Origin of the sequence: Belliella alkalica (assembly GCF_022549785.1) — a bacterium.
Classification (GTDB): Bacteria; Bacteroidota; Bacteroidia; order Cytophagales; family Cyclobacteriaceae; genus Belliella; species Belliella alkalica.
Map to the genome: position 1 here is coordinate 292230 of NZ_JAKZGO010000003.1, position 18355 is coordinate 310584.

Here is an 18355-nt window from a genome sequence, read left to right on the forward strand (position 1 = left end):
TCATACATCTATCCGATAGGAATAAGTTGACATATGATCTATGAAAGCATTTTAATTGTTTTCCAAAGGATTTTCCAATTTACCCATAAATAAAATCGCTCCGCTGTGTTTTTCCTGAATAAAGAAAATAAATGGCCTGTCCAATGTGAAAACTGCTGGGGCTCTGTTAGGATTACTGCTTACTAATTCAACTACCTCAACAATCGTTGCCGCAGCAGCCTCTGTGCCTCTTTCATCTACTTCTATCAGGGCTTGATGAATAACCCTACTGATCTTCAAAGGTTCGGTTGGGTTTGAAAAGAGCTTGGTGAAGTTATCAGCATGGAAGTGGAAAGGCGTAACTAGCCCCATAGCTTGCAAATCATTGGCTAAATTGTCAATTCTATATTCAATTTTAAATTTTGGCATTTTCAAAATCAAATTTGCGTCTCTGGAATTATCTCTCCAGGTATTCAGGTTTTCCATGGTGAATTGTTGGGATAGCTGCGACAGGTTTCCGCTATCGTTGATCAGTATCCCCATTGTATATTGTCCCGAGCTGTAAGGGATCTCCAAATAAGTATGGTCGGGTGTAGCAAAAGTCTTAAATCCAGCAGGCTCACCCAAGTTCATCATGTCAGTCATGATTTCTTGACCACTTCCAAGTTTGAATTTTTCTTTTTTGGTATTTCCCTTTGGAAAATTATAAGTCCAATCCCCCTTGAAGTAAATAGCATTGACTAAATACATCACAGCATTTGGTGGTATAAAATCCAGCATGTCTTTGATGAGGTTATTGGTCTGCTTTTCTATCCAGTTATTGATGATGTTTACAGAGTTAGGATCATACATATCAAGAGGAGCAATTTCAGCATTGAAATATTGCTGAGAAGTATTCTTGAAAGGAATTTGTACTTGATAATCATCTTTATACCAAATACCATTTGCGATGTTTAGCTTTACTTTTGAATCTACATCAAGTAGGAAGGAAGTTAAGTCTTTGATAGCTTGATTTGCCTCTACTAAGCTCATGCCTTCCAATTGTAGAAATTGGATAAATTCTTCTAAAACTACCCCCTCATTTCCATTCATAGCCATAGCCAATGCTTGGTGCACTGAATATGGGCTAAAAAATAGATTTTCTGAATCATTATTCGAGGCTATTTGTTGAAAGAGGTTTATTGCAAACTTGGTATTTGAATCGGAGAGTCTGTTTTCATCCGAAGACAAAACCCTGAGATTAGCTTCAACTTTGCCTGAAAGGGCATCGTCCTCATTATTGATACAACCAAAGCAAAAGAAAAATGCTGAAAGGATATATAAGCTTGAAATAGCTTTTGAACCCATGTAGGTTTTGATAAAGATTTTTTTCATGGCTAGCTTGTTTCCATCAAGACGTTTTTTTTCTCTTGAATGCTACAATTGTTGAGAACTTTTTGAAAAATCCGGGCCAATGTCTTTGAATGAATTCTTTTTTTGTTCGCTTTTCCGGTTATTTGTAAAATTTTTTACATAAAATCTCGAAGCGTCTGATTTGATCGATACCATGGTGGAATAAGAAAAATAAAGTTTATTTTACTTTAAAATAAAACCCACTTTTTCAAGTTAATATTCCATGTTTTAATACTTTAATTTAACAGAAAATGAAAGCAGTTTTTACAGTTTTTTTGTTCGTGTTTTTTTCATTTGAAGGCTTTACCCAAGTTTATGAAGGGAGTGCAAAAGTATCAAGGTGGCTTAAGAAAGAAAGGAGAATAGAATCAAGCAGGGAGGATGGTGGTTATTTGCTTTTTCAAGGAGGCTTGAGAAAACATAATAATTCAAATAGGAATGATGTATTTACAGGTGGTTACGGGAATTTCAATGGAGTTGTTGGGGTAAATTATGGGTTTAGAAAGCAAAACACCTCATTTGAAACAGGGCTGGGTTTTGTTTGGCAATACCATAGAGGGGAGCATTATTTGGAGTCTATAGAGAAGAGCTTTAAGACTTTTGGGGTATATAATGCAATCTTTTTGCCCTTTGTGGTCAAATATGATGTACCTACTGGTCCTTCAAAGAAGTTCAGGTTTGGAGCAATGGGTTCGACGAATATTTTTATTCATCAAATTAGAAATTATAAAGGATCAGGTCGTGGAAAATATGTGTTTGATATTTACAATCCTCAAGACGAACCTTTGCATTACAATTTTGACTGGATAGAACCGAATATTAAGGTTTTCTTAAAAGTGGGGATCTATGCTGAAGTTCAGGTTTTCAAATCTTCTTTTTTGAACTTTCAAGTTTCCAAAGCAATTTCACCTTGGTCGTATAGGACAGTGTCTTACGATTGGGAATATGGTGGAGAAAGTGGCACAGTGGTAGAAAGAATTCATATTCAAGGTACGATGTTTGAACTGGCGTATAAATTGCCACTAAATATTTTTTCTGCTAACAAATAATTTGATCCAACAGAAATAAAGAAGATAAGAGGAAAAGTGAAATTCGATTAGTTGATCCTGATTGCCTAACTCTTTTCCCAGTGATTATTTTTTGCAACAAAACCAATGTTTTGAGGATAAATGTATATAAATACTATTTCCGTAGGCGATCCAATTTCTAGGAGTATCTAAATATTGAGAATGTTAGGCTATTTTGTTCGCTTGACGAATTGCGTATCTACATCATATCTAATGTTTACATTAAAAACCTTATTTTTGGTTTTGAAGAGCAATGTCATTATTAAAAAATCAAAATTGATTTTAAACAATGCAAAATAACCCAAATGTAATTATAGATATGAGAAATAAATTGTTAGATGATTTTGTACCTACTACCAAAGAGGAGTGGATTGCTCAAGTTGTCAAAGATTTGAAAGGAAAGGATTTCGAAGATACCCTTGTCAATCAAACTTTGGATAGGTTCAGAATACAGCCTTTTTATACAATTGAAGATCTTCCTGCTGATACAGTACTAAGTGAATTTCACCATAGGCTAAACCCTAAGCCTTCTGTGCCTGGAATCGCGCCCCGAGTTTGGAGTAATGTGGTGAGAATCGCATCTGTCGATGAAAAAGCAGGGAACGAGATCCTTTTAGAGTCTCTTCAAAATGGTGCAGATGCAATTGTCTTAGAATTGGATGGTAATGAAGATCTTTCTGTTTTGTTGAAAGATATTCAGCCAGCGTACATAAATTTGTTTTTAGAGCCAACCGATGACCCCATTCCTGTATTTAGTAAATTCAAGGATTGGTTAAGTGTTGAGAACCATGATTTTTCAGATATCAATGGAGGGATAATTTGGGATGGAGCTGTACAATATTTGACAAAAGGGAGAGATAGAAAAAATGTAACCCAGACTTGCAAAACATTGCTTTCGATGGGACAAGAGCTTCCAAACTTTAGAGCTTTAACTTTGCAATGTTCCCATTATCACAATGCAGGTTCCAGCATAGTTCAGGAATTGGCATTCAGCTTAAGTTATTTCATTGATGTGATTGATGAATTAAGTGCTGAAGGGATTAGTCCAGAGGAAATTTTCGGGAATTTAATACTTCAGACAGCTGTTGGCTCAGATTACTTTTTGGAAATGACCAAAATCAAGGTTCTGAGAATATTGATTCAAAATCTTGCCTCACTTTATCAGGTAGAACAAAGCCCCGAAGATATCTTCATTTATGCCCAAACAAGTTATTGGACAAAATCAGGGGTCGATGTCCAGACTAATTTGCTGAGAAATACTACTGAAGCAATGTCAGCGATTTTGGGCGGATGCAATGCATTGGAAGTTTTAAGGCATGATGTGGTCAGCAAAGAAATGGGTGGATTTTCTTTGCGGATGGCCAGAAATGTTTCCAATATCCTAAAAGAAGAAAGTTACTTAGATCAAGTATTGGATCCTGTTGCAGGGTCATATTTTATGGAAAGTTTGATTGCAGAGATTTTTGAAAATGCCAAAGAGAAACTATTGGAAATAGAACAACTTGGTGGTTGGTGGCAAGCTGCAGATCAAAATAGCATTCAAAATGAAGTGAAATCTGTTAGAGAGAAACAGCAACAAATGGTATTGGAAGGTAGTTTAACCAAAGTTGGTGTCAATAAATATTTGAGTGATGTAAAAGAAGGTTTGCAGCTTGAAGATCCTATAGCCAATGAATCAGGAAGTCAGTTGAAATTCAATAGACAGAGTTTTTTGAAAGAAGTTTTGAACCAAGAGAAGTTATGAGACCGGATTTAAAACAATTGAGTTTAGACAAAAAGGTCAATTTTCAAAAAGAAGATTGGGGAAGTTATACATGGAATACTGCGGAGAAAATAGAAGTACCCGCAGTGGTACAAAAAGAGGATCTTTCTGAAGCCGAACACCTGGGTTTTGCTGCTGGAATAGCACCATACTTAAGGGGACCATATAGCACCATGTATGTGATGCGACCATGGACGATTCGTCAGTATGCTGGATTTTCTACAGCTGAAGAGTCAAATGCATTCTATAGAAAAAATCTTAAAGCTGGCCAAAAAGGGCTTTCTGTTGCTTTTGATTTGGCGACTCATAGAGGTTATGATTCTGACCATCCAAGAGTAGTAGGGGATGTAGGTAAGGCAGGTGTTGCGATTGATTCAGTTTTGGATATGAAAGTGCTTTTTGATCAGATTCCATTGGATCAAATGTCTGTTTCCATGACGATGAATGGTGCTGTGATTCCGATAATGGCTTTTTATATCGTTGCTGCAGAGGAGCAGGGAGTAAAGCCAGAGCAACTGAGTGGCACGATCCAAAATGATATTTTGAAGGAATTCATGGTCCGTAATACCTATATATATCCACCTTTGCCTTCTATGCGGATCATTGCGGATATCTTTGAATACACTTCGAAGAAGATGCCCAAATTCAATTCAATCTCAATATCAGGTTACCACATGCAAGAAGCAGGTGCTACTGCTGATTTGGAATTGGCTTATACTTTGGCAGATGGTTTGGAATACCTAAGGACTGGAGTAGCGGCAGGTCTTGATATAGATGATTTTGCACCGAGGCTTTCGTTTTTTTGGGCAATCGGAATGAATCATTTCATGGAAATTGCAAAAATGAGGGCAGGAAGATTGCTTTGGGCAAAAATAGTGAAGCAATTCAATCCCAAAAATGACAAATCACTAGCTTTAAGGACTCATTGTCAAACGAGCGGTTGGTCACTTACAGAACAAGATGCAATGAATAATGTCACAAGAACAGCTGTAGAAGCGCTTGCAGCAGCACTTGGTCATACACAATCCTTGCATACCAATTCCTTTGATGAGGCTATTGCTTTGCCTACGGATTTTTCGGCAAGAATAGCAAGAAACACACAATTATATCTCCAAGATGAAACCGAGATCACACGGGTAGTTGATCCTTGGGGAGGTTCGTACTATGTAGAGTACTTGACTGATCAATTAGTGAAAAAAGCTTGGGCACTGATAGAAGAAGTGGAGGAGCTTGGAGGAATGGCAAAAGCTATTGAAGCAGGTATTCCGAAAATGCGCATAGAGGAAGCCGCCGCAAGGAAGCAAGCAAGGATAGACAGTGGGAAAGATGTGATAGTCGGAGTCAACAGATATCAGACATCAGAGAAATCTGATTTTGAGATAAGGGAAGTTGACAATGATTCTGTCCGAAAGTCACAAATCGAAAGACTCCACAAGTTAAAAGCAGAAAGGAATACGGAAGAAGTGAAAGCAGCATTGAAGGCAATCACTGATTCAGCCAAAAGTGGAAAAGGTAATTTATTGGAACTGGCGGTAGATGCGGCTCGAAAAAGGGCTACCTTAGGAGAAATATCAGATGCTATGGAAGAAGCATTTGGGAGGCATAAGGCTACAGTGAAATCAATTTCGGGGATTTATTCAGGTGAAGCGATGCATGATAAGAGTTTTATAGAAGCCAAAGCATTGGCCGATGAATTTGCCAAAATTGAAGGCAGAAGGCCTAGGATTATGGTTGCCAAAATGGGACAAGATGGCCATGATCGCGGAGCGAAAGTAATCGCAACAGGCTTTGCAGATTTGGGTTTTGATGTAGATATAGGGCCTCTTTTTCAAACTCCAGAGGAAGTGGCACAACAAGCTGTAGAAAATGATGTTCATATAGTAGGAGCATCTTCTTTGGCAGCAGGGCACAAAACACTGGTTCCTGCTTTGATTGCTGAGTTGAAGAAATTAAAAAGAGAGGATATTATGGTCATAGCTGGAGGTGTGATTCCGCCAAGAGATTATGATTTTCTCTATAATGCAGGTGTTTCGGCTGTATTTGGACCTGGTACAGTATTGCCAAAGGCCGCAATAGAAATTTTAAATAAAATGATGGAGGGTTGATTTTCAACCTTTCTTTTTTGATACCCTTATGAAGTCGATTACTTTAATTTATGATGAAAATCAATTAGACCTCTTGGAAGAAAAGGTTTTGCCCTTATTGAGTAATAATGTCAAAATCAAGATTCCATACAAAGATCATAGAAAGCACGAGTTTACTGACAATGATTTTATCGTAGCCTATCTATCAGATGAGCAATTGCGTGAATTATTGGATGTGATCATAGAGAATCACTGGAAAATAGGTTTTTTGCCTCATCCGAAATTGGTGGAGGCAAGGCAGGGTTTTGGGGTGTCTTCAAATCTTGAAATTGCTGTAGATAATATTTTGACTACTGAAGAAGTCTTCGAAATCGATGTCCTGTTGGCAAATGGTCAGCCTGTATTGAATAAGTTGATGATTGGAGATTCATTCAGCCTTTTGTATGCGGTAGAAAAAGACAGGAATTTTATTTCTCAATTTGCTATTAGGGTTAAGCGATTGTTCAATTCCTTCAGAAGAGTGAAGCTTCATCCTTTCAGTATCAACTGGAGTACAGAAGGAGGGGAGTTTAAAGAAAAGCCAATCGAAACCGCTGCCTTGGGTATGGTGGTGGTACAACATGGTCAGAGTTCTATTTTATCACGCAGAATCATTGAAGGATCTTACGCAAATGATGGTTTGATGCATTGCTTAGTGCTGGCACCAAGTAGTATTTGGGAGATTTTTAAGTTTGGTTTTTTTAGTATTTTCAAATCTTCAAAAAAGAATCGGCTTCCAGACTATGTAGCACACATTAAGACAGAGAAAGTTCATATAAATAGTAGTTCGCCGATTAACTATTCAGTGGATGAAATTCTGATGACATCCAAGTCAATAGAATTGGAAGTAGTGTCAAAAGCTTTGTCAATAGTTCCAGGAAAATCCTTGAAGACTGAGGATAAGGTCAGAAAAAGCAGAGTCTATAAAACCCAAAATTTGCCACAAGGTGAGTTGAAAAATGAGTTGTTGGAAAGATTCTTGCCAATCACCAACCATGCAACTACAGAAGAGTTTAAGTGGCTCTTTACAATCTTAAGGGAGAATTCTAGGCTTAGTTCGAGTTATCTTGTTTTGATGGCATTATCCACGATCATTGCGACTTTTGGGCTTTTTGGAGATTCATCTCCTGTGATTATTGGAGCGATGATTTTAGCCCCATTGATGTCTCCGATTATTTCATTGGCAATGGGTGTTTTGAGACAAGATAATAAGCTGATAAGCGAAAGTTTTAAAACTATAGGTTTTGGCTTGGGGGTAGGCTATCTTTTTGCAGTTTTGATCACTTGGTTTACTCCATTGAACACGATGAATGGTGAGATTTTGGCAAGGATTCGACCTAACTTACTTGACTTGGGAGTGGCAGCGGCCTCAGGGGTTGCAGGAGCTTATGCCCATGCCAAGAAAGAAGTTGCAAAAACACTGGCAGGTGTAGCAATAGCAGTTGCACTAGTGCCTCCTTTGGCAGTATCTGGAGTTGGGCTTGGTTGGGGAGATTGGTCGGTTTTCTGGGGAGCATTACTGCTTTTGGGAACCAACTTGGCAGGAATGGTTCTGGCCGCAGCGCTTACATTCCTTTTTCTTGGGTTCAGTCCATTCAAACTAGCAAAAAAAGGTTTGACAATATCACTATTCTTTGTGATACTAATCTCAGCGCCGCTGGCTTTTGGTTTTTCCAAAATGGTCAAAGAAAATAAAATCATGCAAGATCTTAGTGGAAAGGAGATCTCAATTGGTGTATTGAGGGATGTGAAAGTCATTAAAGTGGTTCCGTTAAAGCTTTCAGCAACGATTGTGTCAGAGTCGCCTTTGGATATCCAAGAGCTGAATCAGGTGAAAGATGAAATTGAAGAAATATTGTCTCAAAAGATAGATTTGGAACTGTCAGTGGCGGTTGGTTTGTGGAGGGAGAAAAATGAATAATTGTGGGTGTTCTAAAATGGAGAGCTAGGTTGTATTGGAGTGTGTCACAGTACAATCGGAGATCCTGAAAGGAATAATTCGTAAATCGATTCGTGTTATATATAAAATTCAATTATTTGTAGAAAGTCACATTTAAAAAAAGGAGGTCAAATTGACCTCCTTTTTCTCTTATCATCTATCCTTTATTTATATTAATTGTCTTCACCTCTGAGTTTGATCACAGCCCCTTCCAATATTGGGCTGATTCTTACCTGACATGCAAGTCTGCTTGTTGGGTAGTACTCGGGTAGATTCTCCAACTGATCGAGTTCAGTATCGGTAGCTTCTCCAAGTGCCTCTTCGCCTTCCAAGACTTCTACATGACAGGTGGCACAAAGAGCCATTCCGCCGCAAGTTGCAAGTACTGGGTATTCTGAAGCTTTCAAGATTTCCATCAAGCTCAGCCCCATGTCGTCAGGAGCTTCTATAGATTGGCGATTGCCGTCGTGATCTTCTACTATAAATGTTACCATGGTGCAAAGATAAAATTAAAATGCATTTACACCATTGACAGTGGTATATTTGAAGCTTAATTTTTGATCAGGGTAAACATATTTGAAAGCTGAGTGCATCATGATGGCTGCCTCGTGGAAGCCACAAAGTATCAGCTTCAATTTCCCCGGATAAGTATTGATATCACCAATTGCGTAGATTCTGTCAACACCAGTAGAGTAGTCAGTGGTATCCACTTCGATGGCATTTTTATCAATACTCAAACCCCAATCTGCTATAGGTCCAAGTTTTGGACTTAATCCAAACAATGGGATCAAATAATCAGCATCTATTTTTATTTCCTCTTTATTTTTACTTTCTAGAGTAACGCTATTTAGCACACCATTTCCACCTACCTGCTTGAGATTTGCAGAAAGGATCAAATCGATTTTACCATTATTTGCCATATCAAAAACCTTCGCAGCAGAATCAGGAGCACCCCTGAAAGTTTCATTTCTATGAACCAAGGTTACCCTTTTCGCTACATCTGACAAGTAGATAGCCCAATCAAGTGCAGAATCTCCACCACCTGCCAAGACCACCTTTTTGTCTCTAAAGGTTTCAGGGTTTTTTACCATATAGGTAATGCCTTTTCCTTCAAAATGCTCTAAGTTTTCAAGGACAGGTTTTCTAGGTTCAAAGCAACCCAAGCCTCCAGCAATTACAATTACCTGAGCATGAACTTTCGTCTTATCACTAGTGGTGACTATAAAAGAGCCATCTTCCTGCTTAGCAAGGTGATCCACTCTTTCTCCCAAAGTGAATGTCGGATTGAAAGGCTTGATTTGATCCATCAAATTATCCACCAATTCCTGTGCTTTTACTTCTGGATACCCTGGGATATCATAGATTGGCTTTTGGGGATAAATCTCCGAAAGTTGACCACCTACCTGAGGTAATGCATCAATCAAATGACACCTCATTTTTAATAGTCCTGCTTCAAAAACAGCAAACAAACCAACTGGTCCTGCTCCGATAATGCAAATGTCAGTATTAATCATTTCTCTATTTGTTTATTGGTAAAACCAATGTGAATTCAATTTGTTCGTACAAATATAATTAGTATAACAACTATTTTAAACCTTCTTGGGTTTTTCTATTCCAGATTATTATAAATAGTGTTCAAAATCCTTTTAAATTCTTCAAAATCCTTTGAATCAAGGTTTTCCCAAGCTTTTTCTCTTATTGATGCTACCTGTGGCTTAAGCGATTCGACTTTCTCTATTCCATCTTCAGTAAGATGAAGTTGAAAGCTTCTCCTGTCTTGTGGATGTGGTATCCTTTCCACGTATCCTTTTTTTGAAAGTATATCTATGATCCTTGTCAAAGTAGGGTGGTCTTTGAATACCAGTTGTGCTAATTCGGTCTGGCTTAGCAATTCATTTTCAGCAAGATTTTTCAGCACCAACCATTGATCTACCGTAATGTCAAATTCCCCAAGATTAAACTTCTGCTGTGCATATTGTTTTACTTTTCTGGCAGTTCTGTCCAGTAGAAATGAATACTTGCTGAATTGTACTTGTGTCATACCAATAGTTAGTGTGACAAATATATGGAAAAAATATATCTAAAATTAAAAACCCTATAAAAATTATAGGGTTAATTGTAAATTAATTTGATGCGAGGTTTCTATAGATCAAACTTCCTTCCTTGTCCCATTCTGCCCTTATATAGGGTCTGAAATTTTTGGTGAAGGGTTTTTCCTGATATTGAATCTCCCTCTTCCTGATAGCGGTGGTATTTTTGGTGTCCCAGTATTCTGTCCAAATACCGACTTTTTCACCGTATTTATATTCCCCGATAACTGCAGCTTGTCCATTTTGGTAGAAATGATAGAAATTACCTTCCTTCAATTCATATTCCACAGGAGTTATTTTTTCGATCACTTTATTGTTTTCGTCGTAGTAAGTCGTCCTAGAATCTTTTGGCCATCCTTCATTATAATGTCCTTTGTCTAACAAGACACTTTTGGCGTCGAAGGTTAGCCAAGTACCATGCTTGGTGCCGAAATAAAACATGCCTTTTTCTATGACAGTTTCATTTAGATATTTTTCAAAAGGGCCATGCAGCAATACTCCTTTTGAGGGGTCAAAATCCTTTGAACGAATTATCCTATCTTTTTGATCGTACCAATAGATGTCTCTAATATAAGGGTCTACAGTTTTTTGTTCTGATGTGTAATTGAAAACGGTGTATTGAACTTGATCTCTAAATACTTGCCTAGTTCTTCCTTTTCTGGTTTTCTCTCCGAAGTAAATATTTTTCTTTGCTTTCTTTTTATCCTTTTTCTTTTTTTCCTTTCTGCTTTGTTCATCAAATAGCAAAAGCGGAGATGTGGTCGGTAACAATTTATTGGCAACTATTCCCGATGAATCAGGGTCAACGAGTTCCACGTCAGACTTTTTTTGTGCAAACGCGCCCACTTTAAAAGCAATCAGCAGGAATAAAAGAATTTTGATCGATTTCATGATCTGAATAACGTGTTCTTTTTAAGTTTATTGAGCATTAAAATTACTAATTCGCAATCAAATCTCAGTTATGTTTAGAATTAAAGTTTCAAATCTTTAATTTTGACAAAATTTTAAAAAAACAACCACTAGAATGAATTCAATCCTATCAGACCGAATTAACCAAATGGAAGAGTCAGCAACGCTGGCAATGGCAAAAAAAGCTAGAGAGCTAAAAGGCCAAGGAATAGATATTATAAGTTTGAGTCTTGGAGAACCAGATTTCAAAACGCCAAAACATATTCAGGAAGCAGCAAAGGCTGCAATCGATGAGGGGAAATATTTTGCTTACCCTCCTGTGGCAGGGTATCAGGATTTGAGAGAGGCAATAGCCAAAAAGCTACGTGATGAAAATAACATAAGTGAAGCAAAAGCTGAAAACATAGTCGTTTCTACTGGAGCTAAGCATTCTATCGCTAACATATTTATGTGTATGCTTAATGAAGGTGATGAAGTAGTTATTTTTTCACCCTATTGGGTTTCTTATGCAGAGATCATCAAGTTGGCAGGTGGTGTTCCTGTTTTGATTGAAGGTACTTTGGAAAATAATTTCAAAGCAACAGCTGCGCAGTTGAAAGATGCAATGACAGCTAAAACAAAAGCAGTAATCTATTCTTCACCTTGCAATCCCACAGGTTCAGTTTTCAGCAAGGAAGAATTGGAGGCTATCGCTGAAGTAGTAAAAAGCCAAGAAGGTGTATATGTGATCGCTGATGAGATTTATGAATTGATCAACTTCACTGGAAAGCATGCAAGTATAGGTTCTTTCCCAGGGATGTTTGAAAGGACAATCACCGTAAACGGATTCTCAAAAGGTTATGCAATGACAGGATGGAGAGTAGGATATATTTGTGCTCCTTTATTTATCGCCAAAGCTTGTGAGAAGATGCAAGGTCAATTCACCTCAGGTGGTACAGGTATCGCACAAAGAGCTGCCTTGGCAGCAATATCAGGAGATCAAAATCCTTCCAAAGAAATGGAGAAGGCGTATTTAGGACGTAGAGAATTGGTGTTGGAATTGTTGAGAGATATTCCAGGGATTAAAACACACGTTCCCGAAGGAGCTTTTTACTTCTTTCCGGATGTGACTGCTTTCTTTGGAAAAAGTGCCGATGGAAAGCAAATAAATGATGCAGATGATTTGTGTATTTATTTGCTAGAGAAAGCGAACGTTTCAGTAGTGACAGGAGCTGCATTTGGTGCTCCTGATTGTTTTAGGCTATCATATGCAGCCTCAGAAGAGGATTTGAAAGAAGCTTTGAAAAGGATGAAAGAAGCTTTGGGAAAGTTGTCTTAATTAGCTAATGTTTATCTGGAGGTCATTTGAGTTTATTTTCATTTGGCCTCCAGTTATATTTGTTTTCCTTCAACTATTTTGTTATTAATATGGTAAAGGCTGTAGTAATTACACCAGTAAAGAATGCAATAGAAACCACTTTGGATACAGCAAAGGCCATAAGTGAATCTGATATTAAAGTAAAACATATTATTTTTAATGACTTTAGTAGTGAAGATACTAGAGAGAAGTTGGAAGCAAACCGTGCAATTTTTGGATATGAATTGATCCATTTAGAGGATTTTGTAAGTAAACCTTCACCTAACTATGATTATGTTCTGCAAAAGGGGCAAAGTATAGCTCTTGACGAGAAATTGCCAATGATTATAGTAGAGTCTGATGTTGTAGTAAAGAAAGATACTTTTTCAAGATTACTTGATTTTCTTGCTCTCAATGAAAAATCAGGTATGATTGGAGCAATAACTGTAGATGAAGTTGGGATGACAAATTTCCCATATCTCAAATTTAAAAATGAAAAAAAGAACGTAATTCAAACAGAAAGGAGTTTAAGCTTTTGTTGTACTTTGATTTCGCTACCTCTATTAAAGCAGTTTGACCTAAACCGTCTAGAGAGGTCAAAAGATTGGTTTGATACAACTATTTCAAAAATGTCCATTAATCTTGGGTTCAGAAACTTTGTGCTAAATGATGTGCAGGTTTGGCATAGACCACATGGAAGTCGCCCTTGGAAACAACTGAAATATACCAATCCAATTAAGTATTACTGGCAGAAATTTATTTTGGGTAGGGATAAAATTTAATTACCAAATAGTTATTCCCTTCCTTAGCAGTAGCCAAACAAAACGATATATTGTAAATCAGTTGATGCACCTAGATAACTAATCTACTAATAACCCTTGTCTGCTAAGCCTAGGCGCAAAGGTCTGGCGTAAGTTACGATTATTCGCTTGAGCAAGTCTTTTGATTTAGCTTTTTGCGTTATTACGGATATTGATATTAGCAAATATAGATTTAATCTTATTGATGATATTTGAAAGGCTTCTTTGGTGGTGAAGAGGTCCATTTAGATATTTGAAGAAAAAATCCTTATGTTTTTGGTTAAGATAATCTATAGTTTTGTTTTTTCCTTTTTTAGAAAAAATCTTCCTTCTTGATTTTTCAGCAGTTCTGTAATAAAACCCGACAAATGGTAGCTGTACGACTTCCCCACCAGATTTTAAAAGCGAAATCCAAAATTCCCAGTCCTCCCATCCACCTCTCATTTCTACATCAAACCCCCCAACCGACAGCCAATCTTCTTTCTTGAACATTGCACTTACAAATATCATATTGTCTTTTGCAAGTGACTCTAATGAAAATGGTTTTAGTTTCCATGGCCCATTTTTCTTTCCGAATTTTTCGGCTTTGCAATATACTAGTTTGATATTCTCCGATTTGAAAAATGTGTCTACCGCTTCTAATATGTAGTCTTTTGAAATCAAATCATCTCCATCCAGAGGTAAGATTATTGTCCCTTTTGCTTTTGATATACCGGCATTTCTTGCAGCGGAGGGGCCTGCATTTTTTTGCTCGATTCCGAGAATGTTTTCATATTCATTTTCTAAAGACCTTATTACTTCCCCTGATTTGTCAGTGGATCCATCATTGACAATGATGATTTCAACTTTCGGATATGATGATTGTAATACAGAGCTTACTGTTTCTTGGATGTAATCCTGATGGTTGAAACATGGGATGATAACTGAAACAAGAGGCTGATTATTTATCATTTGAGTTTAGACGAAATTTTGTATAAAGATACTTGATTCCTTGAAGGCTTTATTTTAATTAGACTACTTTTTTAAATTTGGATAAATTTTTAACTAGTATAAAATACTTTAATGATTATATATACTGCATTTTTCACACGATTACTTTGGAGTAATCTGTTAGAGTTTTGGCAATAGAGATAGCTTGGTTTTGTTTGAATTTTGAGAAGTTTTGAGTATCACAAATATTAATATTCTAATTTTTAATTGTTTTTATAGTACTCAAAAGTACTCAATATTGAGATGCGTATCAAATAGTCACTTTTTATTTGAATGGAAATAAATTCAAAGTTAATATTTGATTTTAACTGTGGTCATTTTAATTTATAAACTGTTGATATATAGATTTATAATATAATTTACGAGGTAAAGTTTACTAGTTTTGTATTAGGATTTAAATTGGATAAATGGCGTTTTACATCTGCCTTTAAATCCTGATAAAGGTGTCGCTTGAGTAATGTTGTGTTATTATTTTTATAATTTATCTAAAAATACCATGAAGAAAATTTTGGAAGTTTGAGATAAACTTGTGTATATTTGTCACGGGTGATTAAGCAACTTTTTCTGCTTAGAGTTTTTGAACTAGTTTAGAAATGAAGACTATATTGAAAATTGCTTTTACTAGTCTTCATTTCAACAAATAAATCCTGCTTCGGCAGGATTTTTTGTTTGGTATGGTCTTATTAATTTAGCAAATTGAAGAAATTCTTTAAATTAACTCAATGTGAATATTTACAAGAATCAAATATTTAAGCTAGTCTTACTGTTCGTGTTTTCCTTGATTGCGCTAAAGCAAGAGGTTTTTGCCCAAAACGATAAAGACTCTGTCTATTACGAAAAATTCCCAGACCAATTGACCACTCGGGTCTACACTTCTAGAAAATACACTTCATTTCTTTTAAATGATAGGCGTGGAGATCAAAAACTTCGCTTTGAACCCAACTCTACTTTAAACTTAGGTGTTGGTGCCACTTATAATGGTCTGACTTTGAACATTGCCTACGGTTTTGGATTTTTGAATCCAGATAAAGGAACTGGTGATTCTAAGTACTTGGATTTGCAAGCACATGCTTACCCAAAAAACCTTGTAATAGATCTTTTTCTGCAATTTTATAAAGGGTTTTATGCTGATCTTGATGGTTTATCAAATCAAACTGACCCTTTTTTGATTCTTCCTGAAATGCGTGTCAGAAAGATCGGAACAAATGTACAATATTTGTTTAATGGTGATAAGCTTTCACTAAGAGCAGCGTTTCTTCAGAGTGAATGGCAGAAGCGTTCTGCGGGAAGTCCACTTGTAGGGTTTGAGGTTTATGGTGGTCTGGTGGATAACGATAGGCTTATTTTACCCATTGGTTTTTTGCCCTCTGAAAGTAGGAATTTCAGTTCTTCTCGTTATTTCCAATTTGGACCAAATGTAGGGTACACCCACACTTTTGTTATCCTCAAGCATTTTTTTATAACCGGATCTGCTTCTACCAACCTGAGTTTAGGTCATCAAAGCATTTCATTTGAGAATGAAACTGAAAAAAGATGGGCTTTAAATTCCAATTTGTTTTTAAGGGGATTTGTCGGTTACAATTCTAAAAAATGGTCCGTTAATGCAAACTATGTACACAATCGAGTTAATTTGACGAGAAACAGTGAGTTTGATAACACCTTGATGACTGGTAATTATCGTATTAATTTTGTGTATCGAATACTTCCTGGTCCAGGATTGAAGCGTTATCTTGATGCTGTGGATTTAAAAAGACTATTGTTGAGATAGTGTTTTAGCATTATGAAATTTATATTGATTTGCCTGTGATTAGGTATAAATATGTGGCATGCTATCAGCAAGCAAATCAATTTTATTATTTTTACAAACAAGGAAATAATATAAAACCAATTATATATGTCAGAGAAATATGGAATAAGTGATGCTCTAAAAGTTTTGGGCATTTCTGCTGAAAACAATGGTACGAGTACTGGTGACAATTGGATAGATACTGGTGAAAGTTTTTTGAGTTCTTTTTCTCCAGCAGATGGGCAGCTGATAGCCAAAGTCCAATTGACAAATAAGGAAGCTTATGAAAAAGTCATTAAGGAAGCTCAGGGTTCTTTTGAATCTTGGAGAGTGACACCAGCTCCTCAGCGAGGTGAGATTGTTAGACAGGTAGGAAATGCATTGAGGGAGGTGAAATCTGAATTAGGGAAATTGGTTTCTTATGAAATGGGTAAATCATATCAAGAAGGACTGGGAGAAGTCCAGGAAATGATTGATATCTGTGATTTTGCTGTTGGGTTGTCTAGGCAGCTTTATGGTTTGACCATGCATTCAGAAAGGCCTGGGCACAGGATGTATGAGCAATGGCATCCAATTGGTGTTGTAGGGATTATATCAGCTTTTAATTTTCCAGTGGCAGTTTGGTCTTGGAATAGTATGATAGCTATGGTTTGTGGCAATGTGTGCGTGTGGAAGCCTTCTGAAAAAACACCTTTGTCAGCAGTCGCATGTCAGAAAATTATCGCAAAAGTATTGAAGGAAAACAATCTCCCTGAAGGGATTTCATCACTGATCGTGGGTGATTATAAAGTAGGGGAGTATTTGTCTCACGACTCTAGAATTCCTTTAGTTTCAGCCACAGGTTCTACCCGTATGGGTAAGCTAGTAGGTCAAGCCGTTGGAGGAAGGTTAGGTAGGTCATTATTGGAGTTGGGAGGAAATAATGCTATAATAATTACCGAGAATGCTGATTTGGAAATAGCAATCAGAGGGGCTCTTTTTGGTGCTGTAGGGACTGCTGGGCAAAGATGTACTACTACTCGTAGGTTGATAATTCATGAATCTGTGTATGAAGAAGTGAAATCTAGATTGGTTTCTGCATATGGTAAATTAGTAATAGGAAATCCTTTGGATGAGAAAAATCATGTAGGGCCGCTCATAGATACAGAAGCTGTCGATATGTACCTTGATGCAATCAAAAAGGTAACTGAAGAAGGAGGGAAGGAATTAGTCTCTGGTGGTGTGTTGACCGGTGAAGGCTATGAGTCGGGATGCTATGTCAAACCATGCATCATCGAAGCTGAAAACAATTATCTGATGGTACAGCATGAAACCTTTGCGCCAATTCTGTATCTAATGAAATACGCATCATTGGAAGATGCAATTGCAATGCAAAACGGAGTTCCGCAAGGATTATCTTCTTCAATTATGACTTTGAATATGCGTGAGGCGGAATTGTTTCTGTCAGCTGCAGGATCAGATTGTGGAATTGCCAATGTAAATATAGGTACTTCAGGTGCAGAGATTGGTGGGGCTTTTGGAGGTGAAAAAGAAACTGGTGGAGGAAGAGAGTCAGGTTCTGATTCTTGGAAAGCATATATGCGCCGCCAAACAAATACCATCAACTACAGCAATTCATTGCCATTAGCCCAAGGGATAAAGTTTGATATTTGATTAGAGATGATTTCACCTATTAGAATTTCCTAATAGGTGAAATTTTTGGGTCTGAAAGAATTTTTGGTTCATTATCAGAAAGTTACTTGTTGAGGTGATAAAATATTTAATTTTATGTTTGTATGGATAAAATTTAAATTTACCTTTGCATTCCATTCAGAAAGCAATGGGAGTTTAGCTCAGTTGGTTCAGAGCATCTGCCTTACAAGCAGAGGGTCGGGGGTTCGAATCCCTCAACTCCCACATATTTTATATTTATTGTCCTTCGGGAGTTTAGCTCAGTTGGTTCAGAGCATCTGCCTTACAAGCAGAGGGTCGGGGGTTCGAATCCCTCAACTCCCACATAAAGCCTCAGAGAGAGGCTTTTTTTATTTATGACTTGTAATATTTATATATTGCATTTTGAATCACAACATTTTTTTTTCTTTTGAGTACATAATTCTGATATAATTTGGTTGTCTGCAATGACATCAGAACGCGAATAATTAGAACAAATATATTTTCATGATTAGGGATTGTATCTCAAGGG

The 18355-nt window shown here is 37.0% G+C and carries 14 protein-coding genes and 2 tRNA genes; 10 read left to right on the plus strand and 6 right to left on the minus strand.

Features of this window, described 5'->3' with window-relative positions; genetic code table 11:
• Positions 1-51 precede the first annotated feature (51 nt).
• A complete protein-coding gene (locus MM213_RS05315) occupies positions 52-1353 on the minus strand; it encodes a serpin family protein (protein WP_241410433.1) in 1302 nt (433 codons plus the stop codon).
• A gap of 269 nt (positions 1354-1622) precedes the next feature.
• On the opposite strand from MM213_RS05315, the gene MM213_RS05320 reads away from it, so the two are divergent.
• The 4 genes from MM213_RS05320 to MM213_RS05335 all read left to right on the plus strand — a co-directional run bounded on the left by MM213_RS05320 (position 1623) and on the right by MM213_RS05335 (position 8244).
• On the plus strand, positions 1623-2420 hold the full coding sequence (locus tag MM213_RS05320) for a hypothetical protein (protein ID WP_241410434.1): 798 nt from the start codon (positions 1623-1625) through the stop codon (positions 2418-2420).
• 307 nt (positions 2421-2727) lie between these two features.
• Positions 2728-4182: a methylmalonyl-CoA mutase family protein gene (locus tag MM213_RS05325; protein ID WP_241410435.1), complete on the plus strand. Its 1455-nt coding sequence runs from the start codon at positions 2728-2730 to the stop codon at positions 4180-4182.
• A complete protein-coding gene (gene scpA, locus MM213_RS05330) occupies positions 4179-6305 on the plus strand; it encodes a methylmalonyl-CoA mutase (RefSeq protein ID WP_241410436.1) in 2127 nt (708 codons plus the stop codon). Before MM213_RS05325 ends, scpA begins: the two co-directional genes overlap by 4 nt.
• A gap of 28 nt (positions 6306-6333) precedes the next feature.
• Positions 6334-8244: a TIGR00341 family protein gene (locus tag MM213_RS05335; RefSeq protein ID WP_241410437.1), complete on the plus strand. Its 1911-nt coding sequence runs from the start codon at positions 6334-6336 to the stop codon at positions 8242-8244.
• Positions 8245-8435: 191 nt separating this feature from the next.
• Here MM213_RS05335 and MM213_RS05340 read toward each other — a convergent pair whose 3' ends face one another.
• The 4 genes from MM213_RS05340 to MM213_RS05355 all read right to left on the minus strand — a co-directional run bounded on the left by MM213_RS05340 (position 8436) and on the right by MM213_RS05355 (position 11243).
• The gene (locus MM213_RS05340) at positions 8436-8756 is read right to left on the minus strand and encodes a 2Fe-2S iron-sulfur cluster-binding protein (RefSeq protein WP_241410438.1); all 321 of its coding nucleotides are present in this window, start codon (positions 8754-8756) and stop codon (positions 8436-8438) included.
• Positions 8757-8771: 15 nt separating this feature from the next.
• Entirely contained in the window at positions 8772-9776 is a 1005-nt protein-coding gene (locus tag MM213_RS05345) for an NAD(P)/FAD-dependent oxidoreductase (RefSeq protein ID WP_241410439.1), read from the minus strand.
• A 95-nt stretch (positions 9777-9871) separates the two neighbouring features.
• Positions 9872-10303 (minus strand): MarR family winged helix-turn-helix transcriptional regulator, encoded by a 432-nt coding sequence (locus MM213_RS05350; protein ID WP_241410440.1) that lies wholly within the window; start codon positions 10301-10303, stop codon positions 9872-9874.
• A gap of 82 nt (positions 10304-10385) precedes the next feature.
• Complete coding sequence (locus tag MM213_RS05355; RefSeq protein WP_241410441.1) at positions 10386-11243, minus strand: toxin-antitoxin system YwqK family antitoxin; 858 nt, start codon at positions 11241-11243, stop codon at positions 10386-10388.
• 133 nt (positions 11244-11376) lie between these two features.
• On the opposite strand from MM213_RS05355, the gene MM213_RS05360 reads away from it, so the two are divergent.
• Positions 11377-12579 (plus strand): pyridoxal phosphate-dependent aminotransferase, encoded by a 1203-nt coding sequence (locus MM213_RS05360; protein ID WP_241410442.1) that lies wholly within the window; start codon positions 11377-11379, stop codon positions 12577-12579.
• Between the two features lie 89 nt (positions 12580-12668).
• Positions 12669-13379 carry a glycosyltransferase family A protein gene (locus MM213_RS05365; protein ID WP_241410443.1) on the plus strand — a complete coding sequence of 237 codons (711 nt, stop codon included), beginning with the start codon at positions 12669-12671 and terminating at the stop codon, positions 13377-13379.
• Between the two features lie 165 nt (positions 13380-13544).
• Here MM213_RS05365 and MM213_RS05370 read toward each other — a convergent pair whose 3' ends face one another.
• Positions 13545-14348, minus strand: coding sequence for a glycosyltransferase family 2 protein (locus MM213_RS05370; protein ID WP_241410444.1), 804 nt, complete (start codon positions 14346-14348; stop codon positions 13545-13547).
• 763 nt (positions 14349-15111) lie between these two features.
• On the opposite strand from MM213_RS05370, the gene MM213_RS05375 reads away from it, so the two are divergent.
• The 4 genes from MM213_RS05375 (at position 15112) to MM213_RS05390 (ending at position 18168) form a co-directional block, all read left to right on the plus strand.
• On the plus strand, positions 15112-16155 hold the full coding sequence (locus MM213_RS05375; RefSeq protein ID WP_241410445.1) for a DUF4421 domain-containing protein: 1044 nt from the start codon (positions 15112-15114) through the stop codon (positions 16153-16155).
• 126 nt (positions 16156-16281) lie between these two features.
• Entirely contained in the window at positions 16282-17826 is a 1545-nt protein-coding gene (gene amaB, locus MM213_RS05380) for an L-piperidine-6-carboxylate dehydrogenase (protein WP_241410446.1), read from the plus strand.
• A gap of 168 nt (positions 17827-17994) precedes the next feature.
• A tRNA-Val gene (locus MM213_RS05385) sits at positions 17995-18069 on the plus strand.
• 24 nt (positions 18070-18093) lie between these two features.
• Positions 18094-18168, plus strand: a tRNA-Val gene (locus MM213_RS05390).
• Positions 18169-18355 lie beyond the last annotated feature (187 nt).